General features: G+C 62.6%; 13 protein-coding genes. 7 read left to right on the top strand and 6 right to left on the bottom strand.

Going from position 1 to position 12,736, the window contains the following annotated elements; genetic code table 11:
* The first annotated feature begins 23 nt into the window (after positions 1-23).
* Both E1748_RS04725 and E1748_RS04720 read left to right on the top strand, forming a co-directional pair.
* A complete protein-coding gene (locus tag E1748_RS04725; protein WP_133645979.1) occupies positions 24-821 on the top strand; it encodes an AraC family transcriptional regulator in 798 nt (265 codons plus the stop codon).
* Between the two features lie 11 nt (positions 822-832).
* Positions 833-1,171, top strand: a complete 339-nt coding sequence (locus E1748_RS04720; RefSeq protein ID WP_133645978.1) for a hypothetical protein — start codon at positions 833-835, stop codon at positions 1,169-1,171.
* A gap of 21 nt (positions 1,172-1,192) precedes the next feature.
* Here the strand turns inward: E1748_RS04720 and E1748_RS04715 are convergent, their stop codons facing one another.
* The 3 genes from E1748_RS04715 to E1748_RS04705 all read right to left on the bottom strand — a co-directional run bounded on the left by E1748_RS04715 (position 1,193) and on the right by E1748_RS04705 (position 2,637).
* Entirely contained in the window at positions 1,193-1,453 is a 261-nt protein-coding gene (locus E1748_RS04715; RefSeq protein WP_133645977.1) for a hypothetical protein, read from the bottom strand.
* Between the two features lie 158 nt (positions 1,454-1,611).
* Complete coding sequence (locus E1748_RS04710) at positions 1,612-1,962, bottom strand: hypothetical protein (RefSeq protein ID WP_240766319.1); 351 nt, start codon at positions 1,960-1,962, stop codon at positions 1,612-1,614.
* Positions 1,963-2,037: 75 nt separating this feature from the next.
* Positions 2,038-2,637 (bottom strand): TetR/AcrR family transcriptional regulator, encoded by a 600-nt coding sequence (locus E1748_RS04705; RefSeq protein ID WP_133645976.1) that lies wholly within the window; start codon positions 2,635-2,637, stop codon positions 2,038-2,040.
* Between the two features lie 166 nt (positions 2,638-2,803).
* Here E1748_RS04705 and E1748_RS04700 point away from each other — a divergent pair, with 166 nt between their 5' ends.
* Positions 2,804-3,301, top strand: a complete 498-nt coding sequence (locus E1748_RS04700; protein WP_205965192.1) for a hypothetical protein — start codon at positions 2,804-2,806, stop codon at positions 3,299-3,301.
* A 36-nt stretch (positions 3,302-3,337) separates the two neighbouring features.
* Here E1748_RS04700 and E1748_RS04695 read toward each other — a convergent pair whose 3' ends face one another.
* Positions 3,338-5,230 (bottom strand): bifunctional sugar phosphate isomerase/epimerase/4-hydroxyphenylpyruvate dioxygenase family protein, encoded by a 1,893-nt coding sequence (locus E1748_RS04695; RefSeq protein ID WP_133645975.1) that lies wholly within the window; start codon positions 5,228-5,230, stop codon positions 3,338-3,340.
* Positions 5,231-5,418: 188 nt separating this feature from the next.
* Here E1748_RS04695 and aroQ point away from each other — a divergent pair, with 188 nt between their 5' ends.
* From aroQ to E1748_RS04680, 3 genes are read left to right on the top strand one after another with little or no spacing between them, the layout of a single operon-like run.
* Positions 5,419-5,868, top strand: a complete 450-nt coding sequence (gene aroQ / locus E1748_RS04690) for a type II 3-dehydroquinate dehydratase (protein ID WP_133645974.1) — start codon at positions 5,419-5,421, stop codon at positions 5,866-5,868.
* Complete coding sequence (locus tag E1748_RS04685; protein WP_240766494.1) at positions 5,868-6,731, top strand: shikimate dehydrogenase; 864 nt, start codon at positions 5,868-5,870, stop codon at positions 6,729-6,731. The genes aroQ and E1748_RS04685 overlap by 1 nt, the downstream gene beginning before the upstream one ends.
* A 43-nt stretch (positions 6,732-6,774) precedes the next feature.
* Positions 6,775-8,127: an MFS transporter gene (locus E1748_RS04680; RefSeq protein WP_133645972.1), complete on the top strand. Its 1,353-nt coding sequence runs from the start codon at positions 6,775-6,777 to the stop codon at positions 8,125-8,127.
* Between the two features lie 4 nt (positions 8,128-8,131).
* On the opposite strand, the gene E1748_RS04675 is transcribed toward E1748_RS04680, so the two are convergent.
* Both E1748_RS04675 and E1748_RS04670 read right to left on the bottom strand, forming a co-directional pair.
* Positions 8,132-8,806: a TetR/AcrR family transcriptional regulator gene (locus E1748_RS04675; protein ID WP_133645971.1), complete on the bottom strand. Its 675-nt coding sequence runs from the start codon at positions 8,804-8,806 to the stop codon at positions 8,132-8,134.
* A gap of 133 nt (positions 8,807-8,939) precedes the next feature.
* Positions 8,940-10,220: an NAD(P)/FAD-dependent oxidoreductase gene (locus E1748_RS04670; protein WP_133645970.1), complete on the bottom strand. Its 1,281-nt coding sequence runs from the start codon at positions 10,218-10,220 to the stop codon at positions 8,940-8,942.
* Between the two features lie 529 nt (positions 10,221-10,749).
* On the opposite strand from E1748_RS04670, the gene E1748_RS04665 reads away from it, so the two are divergent.
* A complete protein-coding gene (locus E1748_RS04665; RefSeq protein WP_133645969.1) occupies positions 10,750-12,678 on the top strand; it encodes a S53 family peptidase in 1,929 nt (642 codons plus the stop codon).
* Positions 12,679-12,736 lie beyond the last annotated feature (58 nt).

The following is a 12,736-nucleotide window of genomic DNA, read 5'->3' as shown; positions in this document are numbered from 1 at the left end:
AACCCATGCGCCACGCGATGAACATGCTGGATCGCCCGCCCGAAGCGCCGTCGTCGTTTGAACCGTTGCTGTCGTCGCCTCCGACCGACACGACGCTCGCCGGCATGCTCGCGCACTTCACGCTGCTCGCGCCGATCTTCGACGCGATGCCCGACGTCGTGTTCTTCGTGAAGGACGCGCACGCGCGCTACGCGCTGGTGAACCGGACGCTCGCGTCGCGCTGCGGTCACAAGGACAAGAGCGCGCTGCTCGGCAAGACCGCCGAGGACGTGTTCCCGCGCCGCTTCGGCCGCATCTACACCGCGCAGGACAAGGCGGTGATCGAAGCCGGTAATCAACTGGTCGATCAGCTGGAACTGCATCTGTATGCGGGACGTCAGCCGGGCTGGTGCCTCACATGCAAGGAGCCGCTGCGCGATGCGGCGGGGCAGGTCGTCGGACTGGTCGGCATTTCGCGCGATCTGAAAGCGGACGAGGGCGGTCACCCCGCGTACAGCCGGCTTGCAACGGTCGTGCAGTACATCCAGGACAACTACGTGCAGCCGCTGAACCTGAAGCAGCTGGCGGCGATGGCGGACATGTCGGTGGCGCAGCTCGAACGTTATTTTCACAAGGTGTTCCACCTGACGCCGCGACAGGTGCTGCTGAAAACACGGCTCGACGCCGCCACCGCGCTGCTCGTCTCGCACGACAAGGTCACCGACGTCGCCGCGCTGTGCGGCTACACCGATCACAGCGCATTCACGCGGCAGTTCAAGGCGACGGTCGGCGTGACGCCGAGCGAATATCGTGCGCTGCTGCAGGGTCACGCGCGCGGCTGAGCGCGACGTTCATGGCCACTCGCCGCGCGCCGCGTCTGCGTTATTACGTCTATGTGGTGCTGCTCGACGATACGGTCTGGAACGAGGGGCGCTTTCGTCGCGCGAATCCGTCGTACCGGTTCGATAAACCGTGTGTCTACGTGGGGATGACCGGACTCGATCCGGATCTGCGATTCGATCGGCACAAGGCCGGCATCCAGTCGAACCGCTATGTGCAGGAGTATGGGCTGCGGCTGCTGCCCGAACTGTATGAAGTGTTCAATCCGCTGCCGTATGACGGCGCGCGCGACATGGAAGTCGAACTGGGCATCGGACTGCGTGAAACGGGCTACGCGGTGTGGCAGGCGTGAGCCTGGCCGGCTTGCTTGATGCTACTTGATGCCGAGACCACGGAGGATCGCGTTGCCTTCAGGGGTGAGACGCATGTGCGGCGTGCCCGCTTCCGAAGCGACGGCTTCGACGAGGCCGGCTTCCTGCAGCATCGGGATTTCCGGCTTCGCGAACGCGTCGACCGGTGCGTGCAGCAACAGCAGCAGCGTGGCCAGCTCGTGGTGGCTCAGCAGGCGGCGGAGCATCGTGGGCCGCTTCGGGGCGGCGCGTGTGTCGTCGGCGGGGCGGTCAGGGCTGTTCATCGGTACACCTCGTGCAAGTCTGTCGGCCGATGATGCTGATCCAGACTTAAGCCATTCTTAAAACCGCGCCGGCCGCCGGCCCGCCGCGCTTACGGTAGTGACGAAGACGTAACCGGACGTTACGGCCGTGTCTTTCCCGTGTCACGCGGCACTCGATATCACGGCGCGCAGGTCTTGCCCGCGCTTTCCAGCCACAGGTTCGACATGTGACGTTTGCCCGCATAGAAGCGGTACGTCGTGCCGCCGTTGTCGGTGCGGATCTTGATCACGTTCGAATCGCCGAAGTCGAGCATCTTGCCCTGCGGAATATCGCTGGCCTTGAAACTCGCGTCGTGTTTTTGCGCCTGCGCCGTTACGCACTGAATGACTTCGTCGACGGGGCGCTGGGTGAGGGTATCGGTGACGGGATCGCCTGCGTCGGGGTTCTGGAACTGCGCGCATGCACCGAGCCACAGCGGAAAGGCTGCAATCGTCGCGATTGCGGTGAAGGTCTTCAGCGACTTCGTCATGTGTCTCCTCGGTCGTGTCGGTCGAAACAACGATTATATCGGGGTCGGGAAACGTGGCCTGCCGGTGGCGATGCGTCAGGCTGACGCTTCGAGCCCGAGTCCGGTCAGAAACGCGGCGATCTGCTGCTCGAAACCGGGCCGGTCGTAATCAACCAGCGCGACACGCCAGAGCCCTTGCAGGTACGTCACCACCACCGACGCAATCACGCGCGGCTCCAGCGACGCCGGCAGCAAGCCTTTGTCCCGATCCTCGGTCAGCCGCTGCTGCATCAGTGCCCGCACCTTCTCCAGGCCCAGTTCGGCACGTTGCCGTAGATCGGGTTCGGAGAGCACGTCCTCACTGGCCATCGCCGCAATCATGCACAGGCGCGACGGCGTGGCCGGGTGATCGAGACAATCGAGCACGATGCCGAAGAACGCGCGAATTCCTTCGGCTGCCGTCGGCGCTGACGCCAGCGCCTGCATGCGCGCGTGGACCTCTTTGTCCTCGTAGCGCTGCACGCAGGTCAGATAGAGATCCTTCTTGCTCTTGAGCGTGTTGTAGAACGAGCCTTCACCGATCTCCATGACCTTCAGCAGATCGCGCAGCGCTGTTTCGCCGTAGCCGTTCTTCCAGAACAGCGACGTCGCCTTGTCCAGCGCCTGCTCGTAGTCGAATGCAATTTTTCGTCCCATGGCGGCACTTTATCTTATTTGTAGCAGTCGTTAAAGAAAATTATTGACGGTGTGGGGAGAGGTAAGGCAAATTCTGTATCAATCGCTACAACTGTGCTGTCGCCACCGCCGAACCCCTTGTTGCCGGGGCGTTTCCGCCTCCGGCATGTGCCTCCTGGAGATATCCATGTCCGTTTCTTCTTCCCCGCTCGACGGAGGCGACCCCAACGCTCGCCTGGTGCTTGCGTTGCCGCCGCCGGTGGCGCTGGCGATGTGGATGTACGAAAAATTCTGGGAGTGGACCGACAATCGCGGCCAGCCGGAAGATGCGCTCACGCGCGACCAGATGCTCGACGATATTTCGCTGTACTGGTTCACGGGGACCGGGACGTCGAGCGCGCGGCTGTATTGGGAAGGTGTCGGGAGCACGATTCGCGATGCCGGCTTTTTCTCGAATGCGCGTGCGTCATCCGAACGCATCGAGGTTCCGATGGGCGCGAGCCTGTTTCCTCGGGAAACTTTTCGCGCGCCGCGTGCGTGGGCCGAGGCGGCGTGGCCGAACCTGTTCTACTGGAACGAGGTCGACAAGGGCGGGCACTTTGCCGCGTTCGAGCAGCCTGCCATTCTCGCGACGGAAATCTGGCGAGCGTTCAGAACGTTTCGCGAACGACACGCGCCGGAGTGACGTTGCTGTCCTGCCGGCACTGCGAACTTCGACACGCTATCCATGCTTCCGAAGCCGCGCCTGCGCAGCCAGTCGCACAGCAGCATTCGCTGCGCCATAACCGTCATACCCGCCACGCCGCTCGACGATCTCGATGAAAAACCGCTGATCGATCTGCTCGGTGTACACGTGAAAAAACTCGCCGCCGCGTTCGTCGCGGTCGTACAGGATGTGGTGCGCGCGCAGTGCGTCGATGATGTCGTCGGAGAGACCGTGACGCGCGGCGAGGTCGTCGTAGTAGTTGCGCGGGACGGGCAGCAGCGGGAGGCCGTCGGCGGCGAATGCGGCGACGGCCTGGAAGATGTCGTCGGTGCGGAACGCGACGTGATTCAGGCCCGAGCCACGGTATGCGTGCAGCGCTTCGGTGACGGCGGTATGCGGATCGACCGACGCGTTCAACGCAATCCGCACCGACCCGTCGCGGCTGCGCAGCGCGCGACTGCGCACGAGCCCGTACGGATCGGGCACGACGACAGCCGGCTCGGCATCGAAGCCGAACGCGGTCTTCAGGAACAGTACCCATGCGTCCAGCGAATGCGCGGGCAGCGACAGGCACACATGATCGATGCCCGTCAGCGGACCGACTTCATTCGGACCGTCGATGTCGGTGAGTGCGAAGTCGGCTTCGAATAGCGTCGGCTGATCGGGCGTTTCATCGACGAAGTAGTTGAGGCTGCCGTCCGGCGCACGCACGGCCGGAATCACGCGCTCGTTCGGACCGACGTGCCCGGAGAACGGCGCATAGCCGAAGCCCGCCGCACGCTCGAACGCGAGCGCCGCATCGTCGACGCGAAACGCCGACGCGCACAACGACAACCCATGCTGCTGAAAAAATGCATTCGCGAACGAATCGGCTTCGGCGTTCAGCACGATCGATGCTGCGCCATGCCGGTACAGCGTCACGTCCTTCGAGCGATGACGCCCGGCCGCACGAAAACGCAGTTTGCCGAGCCAGTCCGCGAGCTGCGTTTGCGCGGCAGCATCGACGGCGAATTCGAGGAACTGGAAGCCGATGTGTTGGGGCGCATCGGGCGGCGCGTACAGCGGCACGTTGGTGGTTTCCTGCGCAGCGGGTAGCGAATCGCGCGTACACGTCTCGAGATACAGCAGCGAGCGATACCCGTCCGCTGCGGTCGCCTGCGGCGGTGCTGCGCGAAAGCCGTCGTTGAAGATCTCGAGCGACAGCGGTCCGCGATAGCCGGTCTCGACGACGCGCGCAGTGAAGTCCGCCAGATCGAAATCGCCCTGACCAGGAAAGCAGCGGTAATGGCGACTCCATTCGAGCACGTCCATTGCGAGTTTCGGTGCATCGGCGATCTGCACGAACGCGATGCGGTCGCCGGGGATCGACGCGAGGCCGTCGAGCCTGTCGCCGATCGACAGCGTATGAAAACTGTCGAGCACGAGTCCGAGATGCGGATCGCCGACTGCATCGACGAGCTGCCATGCATGGCGATACGAACGCACATGACGTCCCCACGCGAGCGCTTCATAGCCGACCGTCACCCCAGCCTGTCCAGCCGCGCGAGCGAGCGCACCCAGCTGATCGACGATCAGCGCATCGTCGCCGGACGCATCGGGCGCGACGCTGCTGCACGCGAGCATGCGATCGGTGCCCAACGCATGCATCACATCGAACTTGCGTTTCGCGCGATCGAGATTGCGCGCGAGACGTTCCGTGCTGACTCCCTCGAAGTCGCGAAACGGCTGGAACAGCATGATTTCCAGCCCGAGATCGGCGGCGATTTTCCGCACGTCGTCCGGCGAACCGTCGAAATACAACAGATCGTTCTCGAAGATCTCGACACCGTCGAAGCCCGCGGCCTTGATCGCCGTGAGCTTTTCGACGAGCGTGCCGCTCAGGGAAACCGTGGCGATCGAACGCTGCATGGCAAGGTGGGAATGAACCAGTTGGTGACTTCATGGAGGTAGTGCATAGGGACGAAATCCCACGCATACCCGAATACGATGCGATTCTATACAAACTAACTAGATCGTACAAATTATAGAAAACCCCGAAAGACGAACCCGGGTCCGTCGGGCACACTGCATCGCATCGAGTTGCTGGAGGCGTGAAGATGGGCGTTGCATCGGTACTGGTCCTGAATGGACCGAATCTCAATCTGCTTGGCAGACGCGAGCCGGCAATCTACGGGTCGGAGACGCTCGACGACGTCGCGCGGCTGTGTCGCAATGCGGCACAGCGGCTCGATCTGCAGGTGGACTTTCGCCAGTCGAACGCGGAACATCAACTGATCGACTGGCTGCATGAAACGCGCACGACAGTGCAGGGCATCGTGATCAATCCGGCTGCGTACACGCATACGTCGGTTGCGATTGCGGATGCGCTGTCGGCGGTGGCGCTGCCGGTCATCGAGGTACATCTGTCGAACGTGCATCGGCGCGAAGCGTTTCGCCATCACTCGTACGTGTCTGCGGTGGCCGAAGCGGTGATCTGCGGATGCGGCACGCAAGGCTATGTGTTCGCGCTCGAACGGATGGCCACGATCCTGCAACGGAGTCTCTGATCGTGACGCAATCGTTTCTCGTAGGATTGATCGGTAAAGGCATCGGTGGTTCGCTGAGCCCGGCGATGCACGAGCAGGAAGCGCGGCAACTCGGCCTGCAGTACGTGTACCGGCGCATCGATCTCGACACGCTGAAGCTCGATGCCGACGCATTGCCCGATCTGCTCGCGGCCGCAGAGCGCATGGGTTTCGACGGCCTGAACATCACGTATCCCTGCAAGCAGCAGATCCTGCCGCTACTGGATGCTTTATCAGACGACGCGCGCGCACTCGGCGCGGTCAACACCGTATTGCTGAAAGACGGCAAACGCATCGGCCACAACACCGACTGGTCGGGTTTCGCGCATGCGTTCCGTCGCGGCCTGCCCGATGCGTCGCTCGACAACGTCGTGCAACTGGGCGCGGGCGGCGCGGGCGCGGCAGTCGCGCATGCAGTGCTGACGCTCGGCGCTCGCGCGCTGACGCTGTTCGACGTCGATGCCGCGCGTGCTCGCTCGCTCGCGGACGAACTGCAAGCGCGTTTCCCCAAAGCGATCGTCGAGGCAGGCGATTCGCTCGAGCACGCAATGTCGCGTGCACACGGCCTCGTCCACGCAACACCGACCGGCATGGCCAAGCTGCCGGGGTTGCCGTTGCCGGCCGAACTGCTGCATCGCGAGCTATGGGTCGCCGACATCGTCTACTTTCCGCTGCGCACCGCGCTACTACAGGCCGCCGAAGCCGCGGGCTGCCGCACGCTACCAGGCAGCGGAATGGCTGTCTATCAGGCGGTCGATGCGCTGCGCCTCTTCACGGACCACGAACCCGACGCAGAGCGGATGTTCGCGCATCTGCAGACACTGCTGGCTCAGCACACCGGCTGAATAGCTGGTCAAAAAAGCAAAGACAAACTGGAGACAACCCATCATGCCGAATTCGACTTCCGCCGCACGAACGCCAGCGTCAGACACACCCGCTGCATTGACGCAGTCCACCGCAAAGCGCTCGAATGCCCGCTACCGGATTCTCGCGTTGCTGGCCGTCGGCACGATGATCAACTATCTCGACCGCACGGTGCTTGGCATCGCCGCACCAAAGTTGACGAAAGAACTCGGCATCGACGCTGCGTTGATGGGCGTGATCTTCTCCGCGTTCTCGTGGAGCTATGTCGTCGCGCAGATTCCGGGCGGGTTGTTTCTCGACCGTTTCGGCAGCCGCGTCACGTACTTTCTGTCGATGACGCTGTGGTCGCTGTTCACGCTCGCGCAGGGATGCGTGTCGAGTGTCGGCGCGTTGTTCGCTTGCCGCCTCGGGCTCGGCGTCACCGAGGCGCCGTGTTTTCCGACGAATAGCCGCGTCGTCGCGACATGGTTTCCGCAAAGCGAGCGCGCGATGGCGACGGGCACCTACACGGTCGGCGAGTACATCGGCCTCGCGTTCTTCAGTCCGTTTCTGTTCGCGTTGATGGGCGCGTTCGGCTGGCGTGCGTTGTTCTATGTGGTCGGCGGTGTAGGTGTTGTGTTCGGTGTGGTGTGGTGGTTGTGCTATCGCGAGCCGCATGATCATCCGGCCGCGAATGCGGCTGAACTCGATTACATCGAGGCGGGCGGCGGTCTCACGCAGTTGTCCGCGCCCGTCGAAGATGCCGCGAAAAAACGCGGCTTCGAATGGCGCACCATCGGGCAGCTGCTGCGGCACCGTCAGTTGACCGGCATCTGTCTTGGCCAGTTCGCGGGCAACTCGACGCTCGTCTTCTTCCTCACGTGGTTCCCGACCTACCTCGCGACCGAGCGCCACATGGGCTGGCTGAAAATCGGCTTCTTCGCGATCATGCCGTTCATCGCGGCATCGATCGGCGTGATGTTCGGCGGCACGTTCTCGGACTGGCTGCTACGACGCGGCACGTCGGTCAACGTTGCGCGCAAGCTGCCGATCATCGCCGGACTGCTGCTCGCATCGACGATCGTGCTCGCGAACTATGTGCAGAGCAACGTCGCGGTGATTGCGATTCTGTCGGTAGCGTTTTTCGCGCAGGGGATGGCGGCGCTCGGCTGGACGCTGGTGTCGGACATCGCGCCGGAGGGGCTGCTTGGTGTGACCGGAGGCATCTTCAATTTTGCGGCCAATCTGGCCGGGATCGTGACGCCGCTCGTCGTGGGGTTCATCGTTGCCGCGACGGGGTCGTTCGTCGGCGCGCTCGTGTTTATCGGCGCGATTGCGCTAGTGGGGGCGGCGTCGTATGTGTTCGTGGTCGGCGATATTCGCCGGATCGTGTTGTAGGCGTTCAGCGCTTCACGAAGCGCAGCGTCGCATCGACGATCATCTCGCGATGCCGCGCGCGCAGCCGCGGATGCGACGGGTCGCGCCCGAACGCGGCGCCGAACGTATGGCGGCTGCCCACACGATGAAAACACAGCGAGCTGATCAGCAGATGCAGATCGATCGCGTCGATGTCGGCGCGGAACTGGCCGGCTGCAACGCCGCGCGCGAGCAGGTCTTCGATCGTGTCGATCACGCTCGCGTTGCGCGACTTGAACGACTTCAGCTGCTCGATGTATTTCGCGCCGTGGATGTTTTCGATCGTCACGAGGCGCACGAAGTCGCGATGCCGGTCGTGATAGTCGAACGTGAATTCGACTAGCGTACGGAGCCCTTCGGTGGGATCGAGTTCGCTGACGTGCAGATCCTGCTCCAGCGCGCGGATATCGCCGTACACCTTGTCGAGCACGGCCTCGTACAACCCTTCCTTGCTGCCGAAGTAGTAGTACAGCATGCGTTTCGTGGTGTTGGTGCGTTCGGCGATCGCATCGACGCGGGCGCCGGCGAGACCCATCGCGGAGAATTCCTGCGTGGCGACGTCGAGGATATTGCGCTTCGTCTGCTCGGGATCGTACTTGCGCCGACCTTCGGATGGACGGCTGTCCTGATCGGGTGAGGCGGCCTTGTTTCCCTGTTTCATTGAGCATTTTCAGCGGCGATGACCGCGCATTCTAGCATGGCGTTCGCGCGGGTTTTTGTGCCATGACGCGTGCTTTGACGGCTGCTAAAGACACGCTTGAGGAATGCTTACGACCTGCGCTTATGGCCCACGCTCATGGTCCACGCTTGCGACGGGCCGCGAGCGCATCGCGCGTCTGCATCGTGGTGTACGTGAGCTGCGCGGCCGCGAGTCCCACCGCGCCGAACGTGCGCGTCAGACCGAACGTCGCGAACGCGTCGGGCACCGGCCGCTCACCGGAAATCGCAGCAGCCAGCAGTTCGCCGCACACGGTGGTCGGCGCCATCCCGTGACCGCCGAAGCCCACGCCATACCACACACCGTCGCTGTCGCGGCCGATCTGCGGCATCTTGTGTCGCGCGTAGCTCATCAGGCCGCCCCACGCATGGTCGATTCGCACATCGCGAAGTTGCGGATAGACTTTCAGCAGATCGTTCCGCAATAGCCGCGCGATGCTGTCCGGCGACCGTTCGAGTATCGACACGCGACCGCCCCACAGAATGCGCGTGTCGGGCAGCGGCCGGTAGTAGTCGAATGCGAAGCGCGTGTCGTACACGGCCGACGCGCAGTCGATCGCATCTTTCAGGCGTGCGCCGAGCGGTTCGGTTGCCATAACGTAGGTGGCGATCGGCAGCACCGCGCGTTCGACGCGCCGGTAGACGTCGCGCATATAACCGCCGCCGGCCATCACGACGTGCCGTGCTTCGACGCTGCCGCCTGCGGTCTGCACGACAAAACCGCCATTGCGTTGCGGACGTACGCTCATAACCGGCGAATGTTCGTAGATTTTCACGCTCCTCGCGGCAGCCGCAGCAGCAACACCGAGCACGTATTTCAGCGGATGAAAGTGGAAAGCATTGCGCTCGAGAAGACCGCCGTAATAGCGCGTCGTTTTGAGTTGAGTGGCGAGTGCGTCGCGGCTCACCGGTTCCCAGTCGACGTCGAACGCGTCCTTCATCAAGCGGCGTTGCGTGTCGAGACGCGCGGGCTCGTCGAACCAGTTCGCGAGAATCACGCCGGCATTCGTCGCATCGCAGTCGATGCCGTAGCGGGCGATGCGCGCGCGCATCAGATCGACGGCGTCGGTGGTCAGCGTGTAGAGCGCTTTCGCGTGGACGGGGCCGAGCGTGCGCAGCAGGTCCGCGCAATCGAGACTGTAGCCGCCGAACACGAAGCCGCCGTTGCGTCCCGATGCACCGAAGCCGACGCGTTCCGCTTCGAGCACGACGACATCGCGCACGCCGCGTTCAGCGAGTCCGAGTGCAGTCGACAACCCCGCGAGCCCGCCGCCGACGATACATACCTCGGCGCTGTGCACGCCATTCGCGGTGGGGCGCTCGGGTCGTACGACCGTTGCTTCGTAGAAGCTGTGCATGGGAAAAACCGTGATCGATGAGCCGGCAGGCTATCAGGAAATGTCCGCTGCGTAACCAGAACTCATGAGCCGAAGCAAGGCAGGCGGGGTTCGCCGCACAACCCGCCGATTTAACTATTTCGATTTTACTTTTTCTTATATGCGCGACGAATTCCATTTAATTTACGAAATACTTTCTTGTCATTACATTGAATCTTGGTCAATATTCAACAAATCCAAACTCTCATCAAAAAAAGTTTGACAGAGGGTTTTGAGACTTATACCTTTTGACCACCCGAATTCCATCTGCGATCACATTCCTGCCGGTCCGATGCTTGTTCTGCAAGGCATACAGACGACCGATCCATTGGATACCATTACCGGACCAGTTGCGTCCGGAGGGATTTTATCGTCCGCAGGATTAATAAAGTGATATCTGATTAATTTTGATATTGATTATCAGGATATCGGGGTTGTCGAATAAATAATCATATTTATTGCCGTCGTGCCGTTATTCAATTTTCTTATTTCTTTTTCAGGAGCGTGGAAAATGAAGAAGGTCGTACAAGTCAAACGCGTATCCCCGGCCAGGTTTGCGAAAGCGCTATTGCCGATGGCCGTGGCAGCGACGCTGCTGCCGCTGTCCGCACATGCGGCGGACAGCTGGGTCGCGACGAAGACCGCTGCATTCCTGCAGCCCGCGCAGGCGGCTACTGCCGCAGCGCAATCGGAAGCACGCGGCGCGGTGACCGGAACCGCCAGCTATACGCTCGGCACGCACGCGGTTTCCGAACTAGACAATGCACTCGTAACGCCTCTCGAAGTCAGCCAGCCTCTTCACGTGACGGTCGTACTCAAAGGACGCAACCAGGACGAGCTCGCGACGTTCCTGCGCGAAGTCGCGCAGCCGGGCAGCCGGAGTTATCACCAGTATCTGACGCCCGAGCAGTTCAAGGCGCGCTTCGCACCGACCGATGCGCAGGTGCAGGCGGTGGTCGCGCATCTGAAGGCAAGCGGCTTCAGCAACATCGAAGTATCGGAGAACAACAAGCTGATCACGGCGCAAGGCAATGCGAACAACGCGCAGACCGGTTTTCACGCGAGCCTGAAGCGCTTCAACTATCGCGGCAAGCAGGTGTTCGCGAATGATTCGGCGGCGCTCGTGCCGTCGTCGCTTAGCGCAACCGTCGATTCCGTGCTCGGTCTGCAGAACGCGATTGTTCCGCATCGTCTGTCGCACCGTGTCGTCGAGACCAATGTCACGGCCGATGCAGGCAAGAACGCAGCGGCGTCGCAGGTCGGCCATCAACCGACCGACTTCGCGAAGATCTACGGCGCGAGCAGCCTGCCGGCCGCGACGAACACGACCGTCGGCATCATCACGTGGGGCGATCTGACGCAGACCATTGCGGATCTGAAGACCTTCACGAAAAACGCGGGTCTGCCGACGGTCAACACGAAGGTGGTCGCGGGCAGCTCCGGCACGCTCGCCGACGACGGCGATCCGAGCGAATGGGATCTCGACAGCCAGGACATCGTCGGCACGTCCGGCGGCGTGAAGCAACTGATCTTCTACTCGGCAGTCAACGGCGACAGCCAGGATAGCGGCCTGACCGACGGCACGCTGACCTCGGCGTACAACAAGGCCGTGACCGACAACGCGGCGAAGATCATCAACGTGTCGCTCGGTCTCGACGAAGCATCCGCGAACTCGGACGGCTCGCTGTCCGACGACGACGCGATCTTCCAGCAGGCCGCCGCGCAGGGGCAGATTTTCTCGGTGTCGTCGGGTGACGCGGGCGTGTATCAGTGGTCGCCGTCGCCGCAGGGTGCGCCGGGCTATATCGGCACGAACAACGGCAGCGGCGTCAAGACGACGATCAACCTGTCGCACTACAGCGTATCGTCGCCGGCCAGTTCGCCGAACGTCGTCGCGGTGGGCGGCACGACGTTGTCGACGACGGGCACCACCACGTGGGCGGGCGAAACGGTCTGGAACGAAGGGACCGCGTTTGCCGATCTCGACCAGTTCGGCGACCAGCTCGACAACTCGGTCCGGATCTGGGCGACCGGCGGCGGCGTCAGCTCGTACGAAGCCGCGCCGAGCTGGCAGACCGCGGCGCTCGGCAGCTCCGTCACGAAGCGGCAGGTGCCTGACGTCGGGTTCGATGCGGCCGGGACGACGGGCGCGAAGGTCATCGTCAACGGACAGTCGGAACAGTTCGGCGGCACGAGCCTCGCGTCGCCGATCTTCGTCGGCGGTTTTGCACGGATTGAATCCGCGCACAACAACAGCGTTGGCCTGCCGACATCCGGCTTCTACCAGACGTTCCCGACCAACACGTCGTACCTCCACGACGTGACGTCGGGCAACAACGGCTATAGCGGCCACGGCTATTCCGCGAAGGCCGGCTACGACAACGACACTGGTTTCGGCAGCCTCGACTTCGGCAAGCTGAGCGCGCTTTATACGCAGTGATCGCGTAGCAACGCGTTAGTACCAGGCGGCCCGTGCGTTTGACGACGCACGGGCCGTT

The organism is Paraburkholderia flava (genome assembly GCF_004359985.1).
Classification (GTDB): domain Bacteria; phylum Pseudomonadota; class Gammaproteobacteria; order Burkholderiales; family Burkholderiaceae; genus Paraburkholderia; species Paraburkholderia flava.
This window is presented reverse-complemented; position numbering and strand designations above follow the sequence as displayed.

Bases quoted from the DNA above. Each gene is read 5' to 3' on its own strand.
- E1748_RS04725 (WP_133645979.1), top strand. From the start codon at position 24: ATGCTGGATCGCCCGCCCGAAGCGCCGTCGTCGTTTGAACCGTTGCTG.
- E1748_RS04720 (WP_133645978.1), top strand. From the start codon at position 833: ATGGCCACTCGCCGCGCGCCGCGTCTGCGTTATTACGTCTATGTGGTG.
- E1748_RS04715 (WP_133645977.1), bottom strand. From the start codon at position 1,453: ATGAACAGCCCTGACCGCCCCGCCGACGACACACGCGCCGCCCCGAAG.
- E1748_RS04710 (WP_240766319.1), bottom strand. From the start codon at position 1,962: ATGACGAAGTCGCTGAAGACCTTCACCGCAATCGCGACGATTGCAGCC.
- E1748_RS04705 (WP_133645976.1), bottom strand. From the start codon at position 2,637: ATGGGACGAAAAATTGCATTCGACTACGAGCAGGCGCTGGACAAGGCG.
- E1748_RS04700 (WP_205965192.1), top strand. From the start codon at position 2,804: ATGTCCGTTTCTTCTTCCCCGCTCGACGGAGGCGACCCCAACGCTCGC.
- E1748_RS04695 (WP_133645975.1), bottom strand. From the start codon at position 5,230: ATGCAGCGTTCGATCGCCACGGTTTCCCTGAGCGGCACGCTCGTCGAA.
- aroQ (WP_133645974.1), top strand. From the start codon at position 5,419: ATGGGCGTTGCATCGGTACTGGTCCTGAATGGACCGAATCTCAATCTG.
- E1748_RS04680 (WP_133645972.1), top strand. From the start codon at position 6,775: ATGCCGAATTCGACTTCCGCCGCACGAACGCCAGCGTCAGACACACCC.
- E1748_RS04675 (WP_133645971.1), bottom strand. From the start codon at position 8,806: ATGAAACAGGGAAACAAGGCCGCCTCACCCGATCAGGACAGCCGTCCA.
- E1748_RS04670 (WP_133645970.1), bottom strand. From the start codon at position 10,220: ATGCACAGCTTCTACGAAGCAACGGTCGTACGACCCGAGCGCCCCACC.
- E1748_RS04665 (WP_133645969.1), top strand. From the start codon at position 10,750: ATGAAGAAGGTCGTACAAGTCAAACGCGTATCCCCGGCCAGGTTTGCG.